The sequence below is a fragment of the Citrobacter sp. S46_ASV_140 genome, assembly GCF_018919545.1.
Classification (GTDB): Bacteria; Pseudomonadota; Gammaproteobacteria; order Enterobacterales; family Enterobacteriaceae; genus Citrobacter; species Citrobacter braakii.
This window is the reverse complement of record NZ_JAHLRC010000043.1, coordinates 20,340-34,937: the sequence shown is the minus strand read 5'-3', so window position 1 is coordinate 34,937 and position 14,598 is coordinate 20,340. Positions and strand designations below refer to the sequence as shown.

General features: G+C 50.9%; 16 protein-coding genes. 8 read left to right on the top strand and 8 right to left on the bottom strand.

The window, feature by feature from the left end:
* A partial coding sequence (locus KQJ19_RS12910; protein WP_216403729.1) for a DUF533 domain-containing protein occupies window positions 1–184 on the top strand: 184 nt, incomplete at its 5' end.
* Between the two features lie 86 nt (window positions 185–270).
* A complete protein-coding gene (gene ptrB / locus KQJ19_RS12905; protein ID WP_216403728.1) occupies window positions 271–2,346 on the top strand; it encodes an oligopeptidase B in 2,076 nt (691 codons plus the stop codon).
* On the opposite strand, the gene exoX is transcribed toward ptrB, so the two are convergent.
* From exoX to KQJ19_RS12890, 3 genes are all read right to left on the bottom strand, one after another.
* Window positions 2,328–2,990, bottom strand: coding sequence for an exodeoxyribonuclease X (gene exoX, locus KQJ19_RS12900; protein ID WP_016152773.1), 663 nt, complete (start codon window positions 2,988–2,990; stop codon window positions 2,328–2,330). The two genes, ptrB and exoX, sit on opposite strands and share 19 nt — an antisense overlap.
* A 23-nt stretch (window positions 2,991–3,013) precedes the next feature.
* Window positions 3,014–3,670 carry a carbon-nitrogen hydrolase family protein gene (locus KQJ19_RS12895; protein WP_047415371.1) on the bottom strand — a complete coding sequence of 219 codons (657 nt, stop codon included), beginning with the start codon at window positions 3,668–3,670 and terminating at the stop codon, window positions 3,014–3,016.
* Window positions 3,671–3,776: 106 nt separating this feature from the next.
* Entirely contained in the window at window positions 3,777–4,007 is a 231-nt protein-coding gene (locus KQJ19_RS12890; RefSeq protein WP_003034925.1) for a DNA polymerase III subunit theta, read from the bottom strand.
* A 143-nt stretch (window positions 4,008–4,150) separates the two neighbouring features.
* Between KQJ19_RS12890 and yobA the strand changes: the two genes are divergently transcribed.
* From yobA to pphA, 5 genes are all read left to right on the top strand, one after another.
* Window positions 4,151–4,525 (top strand): CopC domain-containing protein YobA, encoded by a 375-nt coding sequence (gene yobA, locus KQJ19_RS12885; RefSeq protein ID WP_047415373.1) that lies wholly within the window; start codon window positions 4,151–4,153, stop codon window positions 4,523–4,525.
* 3 nt (window positions 4,526–4,528) lie between these two features.
* Window positions 4,529–5,401 carry a copper homeostasis membrane protein CopD gene (gene copD, locus KQJ19_RS12880; protein ID WP_049271209.1) on the top strand — a complete coding sequence of 291 codons (873 nt, stop codon included), beginning with the start codon at window positions 4,529–4,531 and terminating at the stop codon, window positions 5,399–5,401.
* A gap of 20 nt (window positions 5,402–5,421) precedes the next feature.
* Window positions 5,422–5,760, top strand: a complete 339-nt coding sequence (locus KQJ19_RS12875) for a YebY family protein (RefSeq protein ID WP_003833793.1) — start codon at window positions 5,422–5,424, stop codon at window positions 5,758–5,760.
* Between the two features lie 613 nt (window positions 5,761–6,373).
* Window positions 6,374–7,204 (top strand): GIY-YIG nuclease family protein, encoded by an 831-nt coding sequence (locus tag KQJ19_RS12870; RefSeq protein ID WP_216403727.1) that lies wholly within the window; start codon window positions 6,374–6,376, stop codon window positions 7,202–7,204.
* 90 nt (window positions 7,205–7,294) lie between these two features.
* On the top strand, window positions 7,295–7,936 hold the full coding sequence (pphA, locus tag KQJ19_RS12865; RefSeq protein WP_141895052.1) for a protein-serine/threonine phosphatase: 642 nt from the start codon (window positions 7,295–7,297) through the stop codon (window positions 7,934–7,936).
* On the opposite strand, the gene KQJ19_RS12860 is transcribed toward pphA, so the two are convergent.
* The 5 genes from KQJ19_RS12860 to yebS form a co-directional block, all read right to left on the bottom strand.
* Entirely contained in the window at window positions 7,937–8,128 is a 192-nt protein-coding gene (locus KQJ19_RS12860; protein ID WP_016152779.1) for a YebW family protein, read from the bottom strand. It lies immediately after the preceding gene.
* A gap of 102 nt (window positions 8,129–8,230) precedes the next feature.
* The gene (locus KQJ19_RS12855; RefSeq protein ID WP_029139506.1) at window positions 8,231–8,467 is read right to left on the bottom strand and encodes a YebV family protein; all 237 of its coding nucleotides are present in this window, start codon (window positions 8,465–8,467) and stop codon (window positions 8,231–8,233) included.
* Between the two features lie 100 nt (window positions 8,468–8,567).
* Window positions 8,568–9,989, bottom strand: a complete 1,422-nt coding sequence (gene rsmF, locus KQJ19_RS12850) for a 16S rRNA (cytosine(1407)-C(5))-methyltransferase RsmF (protein WP_227021106.1) — start codon at window positions 9,987–9,989, stop codon at window positions 8,568–8,570.
* An 83-nt stretch (window positions 9,990–10,072) separates the two neighbouring features.
* Complete coding sequence (locus tag KQJ19_RS12845; RefSeq protein ID WP_047498962.1) at window positions 10,073–12,706, bottom strand: PqiB family protein; 2,634 nt, start codon at window positions 12,704–12,706, stop codon at window positions 10,073–10,075.
* Complete coding sequence (gene yebS / locus KQJ19_RS12840) at window positions 12,675–13,958, bottom strand: membrane integrity lipid transport subunit YebS (protein WP_016152782.1); 1,284 nt, start codon at window positions 13,956–13,958, stop codon at window positions 12,675–12,677. The genes KQJ19_RS12845 and yebS overlap by 32 nt, the downstream gene beginning before the upstream one ends.
* Before the next feature lie 128 nt (window positions 13,959–14,086).
* Between yebS and KQJ19_RS12835 the strand changes: the two genes are divergently transcribed.
* Complete coding sequence (locus KQJ19_RS12835; protein ID WP_016152783.1) at window positions 14,087–14,584, top strand: GAF domain-containing protein; 498 nt, start codon at window positions 14,087–14,089, stop codon at window positions 14,582–14,584.
* Window positions 14,585–14,598: the final 14 nt, after the last annotated feature.

The following is a 14,598-nucleotide window of genomic DNA, read 5'->3' as shown; positions in this document are numbered from 1 at the left end:
AGGGATCCGCAACGAAGAAGAGGCGCTGGAAATTTACTTCCTGAGCTGTGCGGCGATTGATATCGACCACTTTATGGAGCGTAGCTATCTGAACGCGCTGGGCGATGCGTTGAAGATCCCGCAGGATGTTCGTGAAGGCATTGAACAGGATCTCAAGGAACAAAAACAGGCTTTACCGGGTTAATTACTTACCGTTAAGGCGCATGTTTCGCTTGCATCATTGCTGTCTTTTGCCACCCTTATAGGATGTTTAAGCAAAAGAACAATGACATGCTACCAAAAGCTTCTCGTATTCCCCACGCCATGACGAATCATGGCGATACCCGTGTTGATAATTATTACTGGCTGCGAGATGACACCCGCTCGCAGCCAGAAGTGCTGGATTATCTGCAACAAGAAAATGCGTATGGCCGCCAGATTATGGCCTCGCAGCAGGCATTGCAGGATCGAGTCCTGAAAGAGATTATCGACCGTATCCCGCCTCAGGATGCTTCCGCCCCCTATGTGAAGAATGGTTATCGCTACCGGCATATTTATGAACCGGGGTGCGAATATGCCATTTATCAGCGTCAGTCTGCCTTCAGTGAAGAGTGGGATGAATGGGACACCTTGCTGGATGGTAACCAGCGCGCGGCCCACAGTGAGTTTTATACGCTGGGGGGACTGGCGATATCTCCGGATAACTCCATCATGGCGTTGGCCGAAGATTATCTCTCTCGTCGACAATATGGCGTGCGTTTTCGCAATCTGCAAAGCGGCAACTGGTATCCGGAAGTGCTGGAAAACGTTGAAGCGGATCTGGTCTGGGCGAATGACTCGCAAACCTTCTATTACGTGCGCAAACACGCAACGACGCTGCTCCCGTATCAAGTGTGGCGGCATACCGTCGGCTCGCCGTCATCACTGGATGAGCTGGTGTATGAAGAAGCCGATGACATGTTTTATGTAAGTCTACATAAAACGACCTCGTTACATTATGTGGTTATTCATATCGCCAGCGCGACCACCAGTGAGGTTTTGCTGCTTGACGCAGAACTGGCGGATGCCGAGCCGTTAGTCTTTTTAGCGCGACGCAAAGATCACGAGTACAGCCTCGATCACTATCAGCATACGTTTTATCTGCGTTCCAACCGTCAGGGTAAAAACTTCGGCCTGTACCGTACCCGTGTGCGTGATGAACAAGCCTGGGAGACGCTGATCCCGCCGCGCGACAGCGTCATGTTGGAGGGCTTTACGCTGTTCACAGACTGGCTGGTGGTGGAAGAGCGTCAGCGGGGCTTAACCAGCCTGCGACAGATTAATCGTAAAACGCGCGAAGTGGTCGGCATCGCTTTTGATGATCCGGCGTATGTGACATGGCTTGCCTATAATCCAGAACCTGAGACATCGCGTCTGCGTTATGGCTATTCCTCCATGACCACACCGGACACGCTGTTTGAACTGGATATGGACACCGGAGAACGTCGCGTACTCAAACAGACGGAGGTCCCAGGGTTTGATGCGGCGAACTACCGTAGCGAACACGTCTGGATCACCGCGCGTGATGGCACCGAGGTTCCGGTTTCGCTGGTTTACCATCAAAAGTATTTCCTGAAAGGGAAAAACCCGTTACTGGTCTACGGCTATGGCTCGTATGGCGCCAGCATGGACGCCGATTTCAGCAGCAGCCGCTTGAGCTTACTGGATCGCGGCTTTGTTTATGCCATTGCTCATGTGCGTGGCGGCGGCGAGTTAGGACAGCAGTGGTACGAAGACGGTAAGTTTCTGCTCAAGAAAAATACCTTCAATGACTACCTCGACGTCTGCGACGCGCTGCTAAAAATGGGTTATGGCGCGCCTTCGCTGTGTTATGGCATGGGGGGGAGCGCCGGAGGAATGTTAATGGGTGTTGCCATTAATGAGCGCCCGGAACTCTTCCATGGCGTCATTGCGCAAGTGCCTTTTGTCGATGTGGTGACCACGATGCTGGATGAGTCCATTCCCCTGACGACCGGTGAGTTTGAAGAGTGGGGGAATCCGCAGGACGAAGAGTATTACACCTACATGAAAAGCTACAGCCCGTATGACAATGTTACAGCGCAGGCTTATCCTCATCTGCTGGTTACGACGGGATTACACGACTCCCAGGTGCAATACTGGGAACCGGCAAAATGGGTGGCAAAACTGCGTGAGCTGAAAACGGACGATCGTCTGCTGTTACTCTGCACGGATATGGATTCCGGGCATGGCGGAAAATCCGGGCGTTTTAAATCATACGAAGGCGTGGCCCTGGAATACGCGTTTTTGATCGGACTGGCGCAGGGGACACTGCCTGGGCAGGCGTCTGCTCAGGCGTTATCCAGATAGTGCTTCAGCGTTAAGCGCAGCTCCGGGCTCATACTGTCGAGGTTATTAAATAACCAGCGCAGATAGCCCGGATCGCGTTCAGCCACTTCTGATACAGGTTTTCCGCGATACTTACCAAAAGTGAAAGTAGTGAGTAACGCAGGACGGCCGGTAATATCGACCATCTGTTCTGCTGACCAGCCTGACGTTTGTATGATGTCGATCAGCAGTGCCGCGGTGATGTAGCAGTCGTACAGGGCACGGTGATGATGCAGGCCAGCTGGAGTCTGCACGCTCAGTTTGCGCGATTTATACAGCGCCATGTTGCTGTATTTGATTCCTGGCCACAAACGACGGGAGAGTTTCATGGTGCAAATCCACTCCCCGGGCATGTCGGGTAATACGCGGCGATCAAAACTTGCATTGTGCGCCACGTACCATTCGCTGCCGTAATATTGGGGGATGACATCTTCAATCCACGGTTTATCGGCCACCATCGCTTCCGTAATGCGATGAATTGCCATCGCCTGAGGGCTGATGGGGCGGTCAGGACGCACCAGGTGGCTCATGGGGTTGACTATTTTTCCGTCAACCACATCGACAGAAGCAATCTCAACAATGCCTCCCTGCAGACCACAGGTTTCCGTATCTATTATGCGCAACATGCCATGCTCCTGACCCAAAACGATTAGCGTAAAGGAATGATATCACCTTGCCAACCCCGTGGCGTGCGTTGACCGGTTAAGAGTAAGGAACCGCTGTCTGCGCGAACAATCAATCGACCTTGCTCATCCCATAACGCGCTGCTGCCACGCGCATTGGCCATTAATACCGCAATGGCAAATTTATGCGAGAAACTCTGTAGACGAGATGTGGAGGAGAGCAATTCGGGCTCACTGACAGACTGACTGCTGGTGAATAGCGAGTACGCCGGGTCGATATCGATACCTTCCGGCTGGCTATCCACAACACTGATGGCATTTTGCTGTCTGGCGATACAGGCCCCGTGGCTCTGATGAAACATTAAGGGGGAGGTCATCCAGGGAGAGAAAAGCGCGATACCTTTTACGAACCGATTGTTATGTTCTACCGATAGCCCCGCAATAATCGTCATGCGATAAGTCACGGCTGCATGCGCGAGAGGTTCTAACAACGCTTCATCGGGTGGGGCAGGGAGCGCGTCATTCTCATCAACACAACCCAACAGGGAAAGGGAGGGGAAAACCAGCAATTCACATTGGCATTGAGCGGCTGCCTGAATGAATTGCAGGTGATGCGCGACATGTTCGGTAACTGAGGTTTGAAGAGGTTCGTACTGTGCTGCTGCGATTTTCCAGTGCGACATAATGATTTCCTTTTCATATTGTCTACAACCATCTTTAAAGTATAGATTAAGAATATACTTATACTGTAGCAGGCATCATGTAAGGAATCGTAACGTAATATAAGTTTTATTTAACTTTAGGCTCGTAGGGTAAACGTGAAAGGGAAACGGATGCCAGACGGTGCGCGATCAGTCTTTCCCGAAACCAGTCGCGTAAATGTTCGGGCTGTTCACGCTCAACGACTTCGGCAACAACCGGCATGTTGTATCGCTCCTTAAATGCGACACCCGCCGCGGCCAGGTCAACATTGACCTTATCCATTTCAGCTTGCTCAAGTTTGGCCAGATTGATGTTCATGGGCTTCTCCTTTTCTCTGTCTTTCGGCGCGCAAAGTTACTAAGAGTGTGCATTAATGGCAAGACCGAAATGATGATTCTCGACTCGATCATTGTAGAAGGTTATTCTCTATAGATTAGACATAACAAAAAGGAATAGTTGAAATGGCTTCATCTGCATCTATGCTTCGCAACGCTCTCATCGTACTCGCCAGCCTTCTGGCAACTCCCGCCGCCCTGGCTCATGCTCACCTGACAAAACAAAGCCCGGCGGCTAATGCCGATGTTGCGGTATCTCCTCAGGCGTTGACGCTGAATTTCTCTGAAGGTGTCGAGCCGGGATTCAGCGGCGCAACGCTGACAGGCCCAAACAAAGAACAGATCAAAACGGGCAAGGCATCACGCAGTGAACAGGACAAAACACAACTGATTATTCCGCTTGCTCAAACGCTTGAGGCCGGAAAATATACTGTCGACTGGCACGTCGTCTCCGTGGATGGCCATAAGACAAAGGGGCAATATACCTTTAGCGTGAAATAACCGATGCTGGAATTTACCTGGGTTGCACTACGGTTTATCCATTTTACCACGTTGATGCTGGTCTTTGGCTGTGCGCTCTACGGCGCATGGCTGGCTCCCGTTTCGGTTCGTCGTTTAATGATGCGTCGTTTTTTGCGTCTGCAACGACATGCCGCAGCGTGGAGCTTTATTAGCGCGACGCTGATGCTGGCGATCCAGGGTGGTTTAATGGGCTCAGGCTGGCGGGATGTTATTTCTAGTGACATATGGGGCGCCGTGTTGCAAACGCAGTTTGGCGGCGTCTGGTTATGGCAGATTATCCTCGCGTTGGTCACGCTGGTGGTGGTAATTATAGTGCCGCGCAGCATGCCGCGAAGGCTGTTAATGCTGACGATTGCGCAGTTTATTTTGCTGGCTGGCGTCGGACACGCGACGCTGCATAGCGGTATCGCTGGTGCAATCCAGCAGGTTAACCACGCCTTGCATTTGGTATGCGCTGCCGCCTGGTTCGGCGGTTTGCTGCCCGTACTTTACTGTATGCAAATGGCGCAAGGCCGCTGGCGGGAACAGGCCATCAATACTATGATGCGTTTCTCCCGCTACGGGCATCTTTTCGTTATCGGAGTTTTACTTACCGGTATCATGAATGCGCTGTTTATTGTCGGTTTTTCTGTTCCCTGGCACATGGCTTACGGGCAACTGCTTTTGTTAAAAGGTGCTCTGGTGATGCTAATGGTGGCGATTGCGCTGGTGAATAGGTATGTTCTGGTACCACGCATGCGGCAGGATAACCGCAGTATGACACTCTATTTTGTTTGGATGACTAAGCTGGAATGGGGAATTGGGGCCGTTGTGCTGGCGATTGTCAGCCTGTTTGCAACCCTCGAACCTTTCTGATTGATGGATTGGCGAAACGCATGAAAAAAATCATTATCTCGTTATTACTACTGGCAAGTTCAGGGGCCGCGCTGGCTGCGCCACAGGTCATCACCGTCAGCCGTTTTGAGGTTGGCAAAGATAAGTGGGCGTTTAATCGGGAAGAGGTGATGCTGACCTGCCGTCCAGGTAACGCGCTGTATGTCATCAATCCTAGTACGCTGGTGCAATATCCATTGAATGATGTTGCCAGACAGCAGGTAGAGAGTGGGAAAACTACGGCGAAGCCAATCGAGATTATCCAGATTGACGACCCGGCGAAACCGGGCGAAAAAATGAGCCTCGCACCGTTTGTGGAGCGTGCAGAAAAGCTCTGCTAATTGTCAGATGTAGCGTTCTGATTTCCAATAAAAAACCGCAAGGCTCGCTCAGGAGAACTTGCGGTTTTTACGTTTGGATGTGTGACAATCGTCCTTTTTTTCAGGCCTCTTTAGTCGCGGACTGGAAAACCTGGCGCTGTCATCTATTCTTAAATGGCAGGGTAACTTAGCCTGCATTAATGCCAACTTTTAGCGCACGGCTCTCTCCCAAGAGCCATTTCCCTGGACCGAATACAGGAATCGTATTCGGTCTCTTTTTATGTACTTTAAAAACCAAAAGGTTAGAAAGCACGGTGCCAAAACACACGAAATTCTTTGTGCGGCATTTTATGCCTGCTACAACAATCTAAACATTTTTGTCCCCATATCCAAGTACTTTTCTGTCATTTTTCACTTTGGTCTTGAACTCGGTGCTATCTGTATCCCTTTATGCAAATGTTCTCGTAGCGTGGCAGATGGATATGACTTAAATGTTGTACTATTGAAAATGACAGTATATTAATTTGTTCATAGCCATGGGGATATCGGATAAAGTTAATTGGTAATAATCTAAGGATTATGATTTATTATGAGCGGATTATAGCGATAAAATTATTAAAGATGGAATGGATATATGAATGACTCAGATGGTTATGTTTATATTTTAAAGAATGATGCCTATCAGGATAATCTTTTTAAGATAGGGTTTACAAAGAACATGCCTGAGCATCGGGCTAAGCAATTGTTTAATGGGGTGACCGGTGTTCCACTACCATTCGATGTGGTTATGGCATGTAAAGTAGGAAATTATCGGGAAGCAGAAAAGAATATTCATCTTCGCTTAAAACCTTATAGAGTAAACCATAGAAGAGAGTTTTTTGAACTACCAATAGAAATTTGCAGTAAGGTAGTTCTAGATGAATGTAATAAGATAAATGAACGACTTAATTTCAATTGTATTAATCCTATAATATTGGTGGAAAAGAAAGAGATCGCTATTGAAATTGAAAAGTATAATGAGTCTAACTTTTTGATATCTATGAAAGATATTCTTATGCAAGAAAAATATAATTCTAAATTAAATAGCGAGCAAAAAGATAGAATCGAAATATTGATGCTTGTATTAGCTGAAGTGTTCCCTAACGATCTTGTGGGTTGGTATGATGGATTTATGAAAGACCATGATCCGGAAAAAGAAATACAAATTTGGGAATCGTTAGTTAAGGCTTTTTGTAAAGCCAAGCGTTATTTTGAATTCAATGCATATAAACAAGAAGTTTTTAATAGCCTGCTTCTACGGACCATTAATGATAAATCGTTTGTCATGAAAGCTATGGCTTCATCGGAGGTTCCTCATGACTTACTTTCACGAATACTTGACTGTTACGATTTAAAGCCAACACCACTTGTCGTTATTACAGCGAATGGGATTAAAATGGATGCCCGATTACATATCCATAAATAATTATGTCTCGGATATAAATAGAAACATCCCCGCCTTTCTGATGTATTTGCTAAAATTAAAGTTGCATGAGAACTGTGTACAGGAGGTCAAATGGGACTGCCTGACAATGCTTATCAAAGAGTGGAAGCGACGCGCTGGCGACATGTTTGGGTGGTTGGGGATATCCACGGTTGCTTCTCATTATTGATGGCGAAATTGCGCCTGTGTCATTTTGATCCGTGGCAGGACCTGCTGGTTTCAGTGGGGGATGTTATCGATCGCGGGCCTGACAGTCTGCGTTGCCTGAAACTACTGCGTAAACGCTGGATTATCGCGGTCAGAGGGAATCATGAACAGATGGGGCTGGACGCGCTGGCAACCGGGGAGCAATTCCTGTGGTTTATGAATGGCGGTTCGTGGTTTGCGCAGGCGGAGCAGCCAGCGGCGAAAGCCGCTCTTGAAACGTGTCGGCAATTACCCTGGATTCTGGAGCTGCGTTGCCAGAACGGCATACACGTTATTGCTCACGCAGATTACCCTGATGATAATTATCAGTGGCAAAAAGAGGTCGATTTACAGCGGGTACTGTGGGATCGCACAAGGCTGATGAATAAAGGCAACGGCATTCGCGGCGCGGATCACTTTTGGTTTGGCCATACGCCTCTGCGTCAGCGGCTGGACCACGAGAATCTGCACTATATTGATACTGGTGCGGTGTTTGGCGGCGAGTTGACGCTGGTGCAACTGCAATAATCAAAAATCGCTGTATTCCTGGGCCGGACGCCAGAAGCTGTCGATGTAGTCATCCGCGGGTAAACATCCGCCGTTACGAATACGCTGATCGTCCATCGATATCAGGCACTGCTGCTCAGTTTTGTAGACATCAACAACGATATCTTCACAACCGCCACCCAGGTAGCACACAAAAAGAACCAGCGTGAACATTCCATCCTCAAATGGTAAAGCCATGACTGTAGTGTAGAAGATGTTGATAGATGAGGGAAATTAACCAAGAAATAACCCGTCTGGCGACGGGTTCTTTTTGAATCAGGCAAGGCGCATGATCCAGGCATCTGACTTACGATCGTAGTGCTCGCGAAATAGAACTGAATGTTCTCCGTTAAGAAGGGCCGGGACGCTGGTGTCGGCATCCCAGGCATCAAGTTGCATGCATAAATCCGGATCGGATTTACACGGAATGGTTAACGTTCGGTCCCCTGGCGATTCGCCATGTAACTCGGCGTCGTCGATTTCAAAAGCGCCAATGCGCACACTGGTTTTCATCATCGTGCTCTCCGTTTATTTGCTGGTTGTGGTACGACCAGTTAGGCCGTCCATTTTTCAGCGTAGTCAACGTTAGCAAAAGCGCCAGTAAAAACGTGCGTTATCCTGTAAAGAGTTTGCCATCCCGGACAAGATCACGCGGGTAGCTATTCTTTAATCGCGATCCAATACGTTTCGCCAGGCCAATCGGCTGATGCTGGAACGTAACCAGCACATCGTCGGTGGTCGGTGCGGTCTGCGGGTAGACATCCCGTCCGCGGTACCACTCTTCGGCTTCGGCAAGGGTCAGTTCAAACGCATGGCTGTGATTTGTGCTGGCGAGAGCAATGACGGCTTCATGCTGCCAGCGGTACCCTTTATTGTGCGTTTCAGCGAGTTTGATGCCGAGTCGGGAAAAGCGGACTTTGCCGATCAGGGGTTCAATCTCAGTTGGGAATAGCCAAATCTCTTTATCACGCTGCCACAGGCGCAGAGTGTCTTCCCACTGCAATCCACAGGCGTTAGCGGCCTGAGTGACAAGCGCGGATTCACGTCCTTTAAGCGGGCTGAACGGGAAGTTACCGACTTTGTATTTTGGCGTCGGTAGTGCAGGGATCTCGGCAGTTTTGCGCAGACGCGCGACGAAAAAACCTTCACAATCGTAGATCTGCGGGAACACATGCAGGAATCCTTCCGGGGTCAGGGCGCGTTCAGCCTGCGGGAATAAATCGCCCAGTGGTAAAAACTCGACGGCGTCCGGGTAGGTCTCAATCAGCCACTGCATAATGTCTTCATTTTCGTCACGGTTCAGCGTGCAGGTCGAGTAAACCAACGTGCCGCCGGGACGCAAGGCATGAAAGGCGCTGTCGAGAAGTTCGCGCTGGGTTGCGGCAATTTCCAGATTACTTTCTGGCGACCAGTTTTTTAGCGCATCGGGATCTTTACGCACCACGCCTTCACCGGAACACGGGGCGTCCAGCAAAATGGCATCGAAGGCTTCTGGCAACGCTGCGCCAAATACCCGCCCGTCAAAATGGGTTAGCGCGACATTGGCTATCCCGCATCGGCTGATATTGGCATGCAGGACTTTGACGCGACTGGCGGAAAACTCATTCGCCAGAATCGCACCCTGATTTTTCATTTTTGCGGCAATTTGCGTGGTTTTGGAGCCGGGGGCTGCCGCGACATCCATCACGCGATCCGGGGTATTGCCATCGGCAAACAGCGCGGCTACCGGCAGCATTGAGCTGGCTTCCTGAATATAAAACAGGCCGCTTAAATGTTCCGCGGTACTGCCGAGCGGTACTGACTTTTCATCATCGCGTTCGATCCAGAAACCTTCAGCGCACCAGGGTATCGGAGTGAGCGACCAGTTGTAAGGTGCTGTCAGAGTGAGGAAGTCGGCAACGGAGATTTTCAGCGTATTAACGCGGATGCTGCGACGAAGCGGACGCTGGCAGGCAGCGAGAAAATCATCAAATGAGAGCGTGGAAGGCATTGCTTCACGCATTTGGTTTAGAAAGGCGTCGGGAAAATAAGCCACTTGGTACCACCGGCAAAAAAACAGGTGCGCAGTGTAGCATAAGTGCTCCGGCGCGAGTATGTACGCCGGAGCAAGGGGAGAGATTAACGTGGCAGGGCGGTTCCCCATTCACGCCACTCTTTTGGTTCGCTTTCGAGCAGCAGGAAGTGTTTACCTGCCTGCGCTTTCGGGGCCAGCGGCGTACCCGGTGGCGTAGCGAAGGCGATTCCGCCGCGAATGAACTGATTGAAGGTACCGGTCTTCACGACGCCGCCGGTCAAACCAAAGTCGAGATTGTATCCTGATGCCAGCCAGAACACGGAGTTGTTCCGCACCAGATGCTGATAGCGCTGGCTAATGCGCATCGCCACCATCACGCGGTCAGAAAGCGAGCCCAGCGTCAGCCCGGTGACGGTCCCCACTTCAATGCCTCTGAACAGGACTGGCGTACCGATATTCAGCGAACCTGCTTCCGGCGCTTCTACCACAATACTCAGACCATCGAGGTAACGAGAGTCGGTAATGGTGGCTTCCTGCAGTTCAAAATCACGGCGCGGGTTACCGCGTCCTGGTTCAACGTTAATATACGGCTGTAAGATCGTATCCAGATGCTCGACGCCTGCCGCTGAGATTTGCGGTGTGATCACGGAGAAGCGGGTACCGCTACGGGCAAAAGTCTGCACGTATTCCGGATACAAAACTGCTTTTGCCTGAACTTCGTTACGGGCGGTGATTAGCTCAAGCGTCTGGATCTGGCCGATATCGATCCCCAAGTAGCGAATTGGCATGCCGGCCGCGAGTTTACCGGCATCGAACGCGTGCAGGGTTATCTGGCCGCCCACCGCACGCGCGGCAGTTTCGGAAGCATACAGAATACGCTTGTCGCCTTTTCGTTGGCTGGCGCTGGCGCCGCTGAGGTTATCGAAGCTAATCGCCCCTTTGAGCGCTCGCGACAGGGGAGATGCCTGTACGGTCAATCCGCTACCGTTAAGCTGAACCTTTGCCCCGCCTTCGGCCCAGAATACGCTGTTGCTGGTCAGCAGGTTGCGATATTCCGGTTTGATATGCAGATCGATATCAAACGCATCGGCGCGTGGGCGAACGCTAATCACTTCACCGACCTCGAATTTGCGGTATAACACCACCGAACCGGCCTGCACATCAGGCAGCGTTTCGGCGCTCAGGCTGAGCGTGGTAGTTGGCAGATCGCTCAGGCTGTTTTCAATCGCTTTTTCCAGGTTGGCATACAACGGGTAGCTTTTTTTCATTTCACCCCTGGTACCGGGCAAAATACGAATGCCGCCGCTGAGCCATTCGCTGGCGCTGGCGCCAAGGAATTCCACGCCATCAAGCCCGACCTTGACGTCAACGCGGCTGTTGACCACAAACTTACTGTCACCTTGCACCAGGGCGCGATGCTGTGGTTCGATGGCAACGGTAAATGAAACACCTTTGCCAGAGAGCGTGCGATCAATCACCTGACCGACCTGTACGCCGTGAAGAATCAGTGGCTGACCGGCATCAATACCGTAACTCTCCGGCGCGGTCAGCGTAAGCGTCATGACGCCCGGATCGTGTAACAACGACTTCTCAGCAGGAATAACCGCAAACTGGTTACGCGGCTCGCCTTCGCCAGGTACCAGCTCGAAAGTTTTGCCCGTCAGTAGCGAACTGATATTGGCATCGTTTAACGATAATTTAGGGCTGTGTAATTCAATCCGCGTATTGTCGCGCAGCAGCGTTACGACGCTGGGATCGACCGTCATTTCGCCGGTCACTTTACCGCCCGGATTTAAATCCAGTTTGGTCAGTTGCCCGACTTCTAATCCTTGATACATCAGCGACGTTGAGCCGGCCTTGAGTCCATCGCCGCTGGGTAACTCAAGCTTGACGATCACTCCCCGCTGGCTGTGCGCGAGATCCTGATACAAACCAAACGTGTCATCGGCCACCGCGGGTTTAGAGTCTTCGGGCGAATCAAAAGCAATGGCGCCATTGACCAGCGCCGCCAGACTCTCCAGCTTGATTTTCGCTCCGCTGAGGCTGACATCCGCATTCACACCGGACACGTTCCAGAAACGGCTGCCTTTTTTCACCAGGTTGGTAAAGCGACGTTCGATCAGCACGTCGATGGTTACGCCCTGATGATTTGGGTTGATGGTGTAGTCATACACCCGGCCCACCGGAATCTTGCGGAAATAAACCAGCGAACCGCTATTGAGCGACCCGAGGTCGGGGGCGCGCAGATGCAGCATCAAATCGCCATTATCCAGACGATACTTGGGCTGCGTATCGAGGGCGACGAAATGATCTTCCGGCTCGCCGGTTCCGGGCATCATGCCGATATAGTTGCCGCCAACCAACGCATCCAGACCAGAAACCCCCGCCAGCGACGCTTTCGGCGTGACCAACCAGAACTGGGTATCTTTGCGCAGAGCATCTTTCATGGTCGATTTGATGCTGACGCGCACTTCAATTTTGCGTAGATCTTCGCTGAGGTTGATATCCTGCACGGTGCCCACTTCAACGCCCTGATAACGAACGGGAGTACGGCCCGGCACAATGCCGTCAGCAGACATAAAGTCAATGGTTACGGTATTGCCGCGATCTTCATAGCTTCCCCAGATAAGCCATCCTGCAATCATCAGCGCGATGAAAGGCAGCAGCCAGAACGGAGAGATACGGCGTTTAGTTTTAATCTGCGCTTCAGTCTGCGAAGCGGGCGTTTCCTGACTCATGTGCATCCCAAAGTAAGCGGCTGTCCAGCCATTCCACAGCAAGAATAGTCAATATTACCGCTGCGCCGAAATAAAACGCAGCTGGCCCCATAGTAAAAGCAAGTATCTGATCGCGATTAATCAGCGACATGGTTAAAGCGATAACAAAGAGATCCAGCATCGACCAGCGACCAATCCAGGTCACCATACGCAGCAGTTTGATGCGGGTACGCAATCCTTGCTCACATCTAAAATGGATGCTGATGAGCAACGTAAACATCACAATCACTTTGGTGAATGGCACCAGAATACTGGCGATAAAAACAATCGCCGCCACGCCGACGTTGCTGTTCGCCAGGGACATTATGCCTGACAGGATCGTGTCTTCCTGGCGGCCGCCATTGACATAAATTACCGAGATGGGCAGCAGATTAGCAGGCAAAAGCAGGACGATCGAGGCCAGCAGAGCAGCCCAACACTTTTGGATACTTTGATTCCTGCGCCAGCGTAACGGGATATGACAGCGAGGGCAGCGACCTCGGGCGTCCGGATAACCTGTAAAGTGGCAACCGAGGCAGACGCGAAGTTTTTCATCGGGCCGACGGGCTGGTCTTTGCGGATAGAAACGGTCCCAAAGCTGCTCAACGTTAAGGTGCGACAGCGTCAAAACACTGAGGATCACCAGCGCAATAAAAGCAAACAGACCCACACCGGGTTGCAAAAAAGCATAGTCCTGAACTTTGATTGATGCGACGCCAATGCCCACCAGATAGATATCAAGCATCACCCACTCTTTGAGCCTTTCCAGCATCAGCAGCACTGGGCGCAGGTTCATCCCAAGAATATTGCCAAACCACAGATAAGCGATTGAGGTCACGAGAATGATGGGCGCGCCGGCAACGCAAAAGAGTACGAAGGATGCGGTGAGTGGGTCTCCTTGTCGGGTCATTTGCCAGATGCCTTGCAGCACATTGGCGTCAATGCGCACACCTAATAAATAGATGTGCAGGAGCGGTTCTCCCCAGGCAAAGGGCATCAGCAGCAGCATGGTGAAAGCCATAGCCGCCAGTCGTGTTAATGACCAGTCGCGTCCGTCACGAATTTTTGCCTGACAGCGTGGGCAAAATGCACTTTGGTGCGAACGCATTTTAGGCAAGCTAAAGATCAGGTCACATTCAGGGCAACGATGGTAATGCGCACGAGGGAGTGCATCACCAATGGACCTGATGGCTATTTTTTTAGTCGGCGTGATGCGTGGTGTCGTTAAGGCCATGTATCGCGAATCAAATTGTTGAAGTAATGTTATCTTAACTCATGACGGGAATGATCTTGAGCATTAACGCATTTAATGTTTATTTTAGTAGGCTGCAGCTTTAAGTAAGACAACTAAGTGATTACATAATGAACAAAACAGAGCTATACACGGATCTGAACCGTGACTTTCAGGCATTAATGGCAGGTGAAACCAGTTTTCTGGCAACGCTGGCAAATACCAGCGCGTTGTTGTATGAACGTCTTGCAGAAGTAAACTGGGCCGGTTTTTATCTGCTCGAAAATGATACGCTGGTGCTGGGACCTTTCCAGGGAAAAATCGCCTGCGTGCGGATCCCGGTAGGACGCGGGGTGTGTGGGACCGCAGTAGCGCAGAACCAGGTTCAGCGCATTGAGGACGTTCATGCTTTTGACGGACACATCGCATGTGATGCCGCCAGCAACGCTGAAATCGTCCTGCCAATCACCGTCGAAAATCAGATAATCGGCGTGCTGGATATCGATAGCACGGCGTTTGGCCGCTTTACTGACGAGGATGAACAGGGGCTGCGAACGCTGGTGGCACAGCTTGAAACCGTGCTTGCAACGACGGATTACAAAAAATTCTTTGCGCGCGTCGCAGGATAATCAACGGATAACGT

Coding starts and splice junctions, on each gene's coding strand:
- KQJ19_RS12855 (WP_029139506.1), bottom strand. CDS start 8,467: ATGAAAACCAGTGTGCGCATTGGCGCTTTTGAAATCGACGACGCCGAG.
- KQJ19_RS12845 (WP_047498962.1), bottom strand. CDS start 12,706: ATGAGTCAGGAAACGCCCGCTTCGCAGACTGAAGCGCAGATTAAAACT.
- KQJ19_RS12870 (WP_216403727.1), top strand. CDS start 6,374: ATGAATGACTCAGATGGTTATGTTTATATTTTAAAGAATGATGCCTAT.
- KQJ19_RS12895 (WP_047415371.1), bottom strand. CDS start 3,670: ATGTCGCACTGGAAAATCGCAGCAGCACAGTACGAACCTCTTCAAACC.
- KQJ19_RS12890 (WP_003034925.1), bottom strand. CDS start 4,007: ATGAACATCAATCTGGCCAAACTTGAGCAAGCTGAAATGGATAAGGTC.
- KQJ19_RS12875 (WP_003833793.1), top strand. CDS start 5,422: ATGAAAAAAATCATTATCTCGTTATTACTACTGGCAAGTTCAGGGGCC.
- yobA (WP_047415373.1), top strand. CDS start 4,151: ATGGCTTCATCTGCATCTATGCTTCGCAACGCTCTCATCGTACTCGCC.
- exoX (WP_016152773.1), bottom strand. CDS start 2,990: ATGTTGCGCATAATAGATACGGAAACCTGTGGTCTGCAGGGAGGCATT.
- KQJ19_RS12835 (WP_016152783.1), top strand. CDS start 14,087: ATGAACAAAACAGAGCTATACACGGATCTGAACCGTGACTTTCAGGCA.
- ptrB (WP_216403728.1), top strand. CDS start 271: ATGCTACCAAAAGCTTCTCGTATTCCCCACGCCATGACGAATCATGGC.
- yebS (WP_016152782.1), bottom strand. CDS start 13,958: ATGGCCTTAACGACACCACGCATCACGCCGACTAAAAAAATAGCCATC.
- pphA (WP_141895052.1), top strand. CDS start 7,295: ATGGGACTGCCTGACAATGCTTATCAAAGAGTGGAAGCGACGCGCTGG.
- KQJ19_RS12860 (WP_016152779.1), bottom strand. CDS start 8,128: ATGTTCACGCTGGTTCTTTTTGTGTGCTACCTGGGTGGCGGTTGTGAA.
- copD (WP_049271209.1), top strand. CDS start 4,529: ATGCTGGAATTTACCTGGGTTGCACTACGGTTTATCCATTTTACCACG.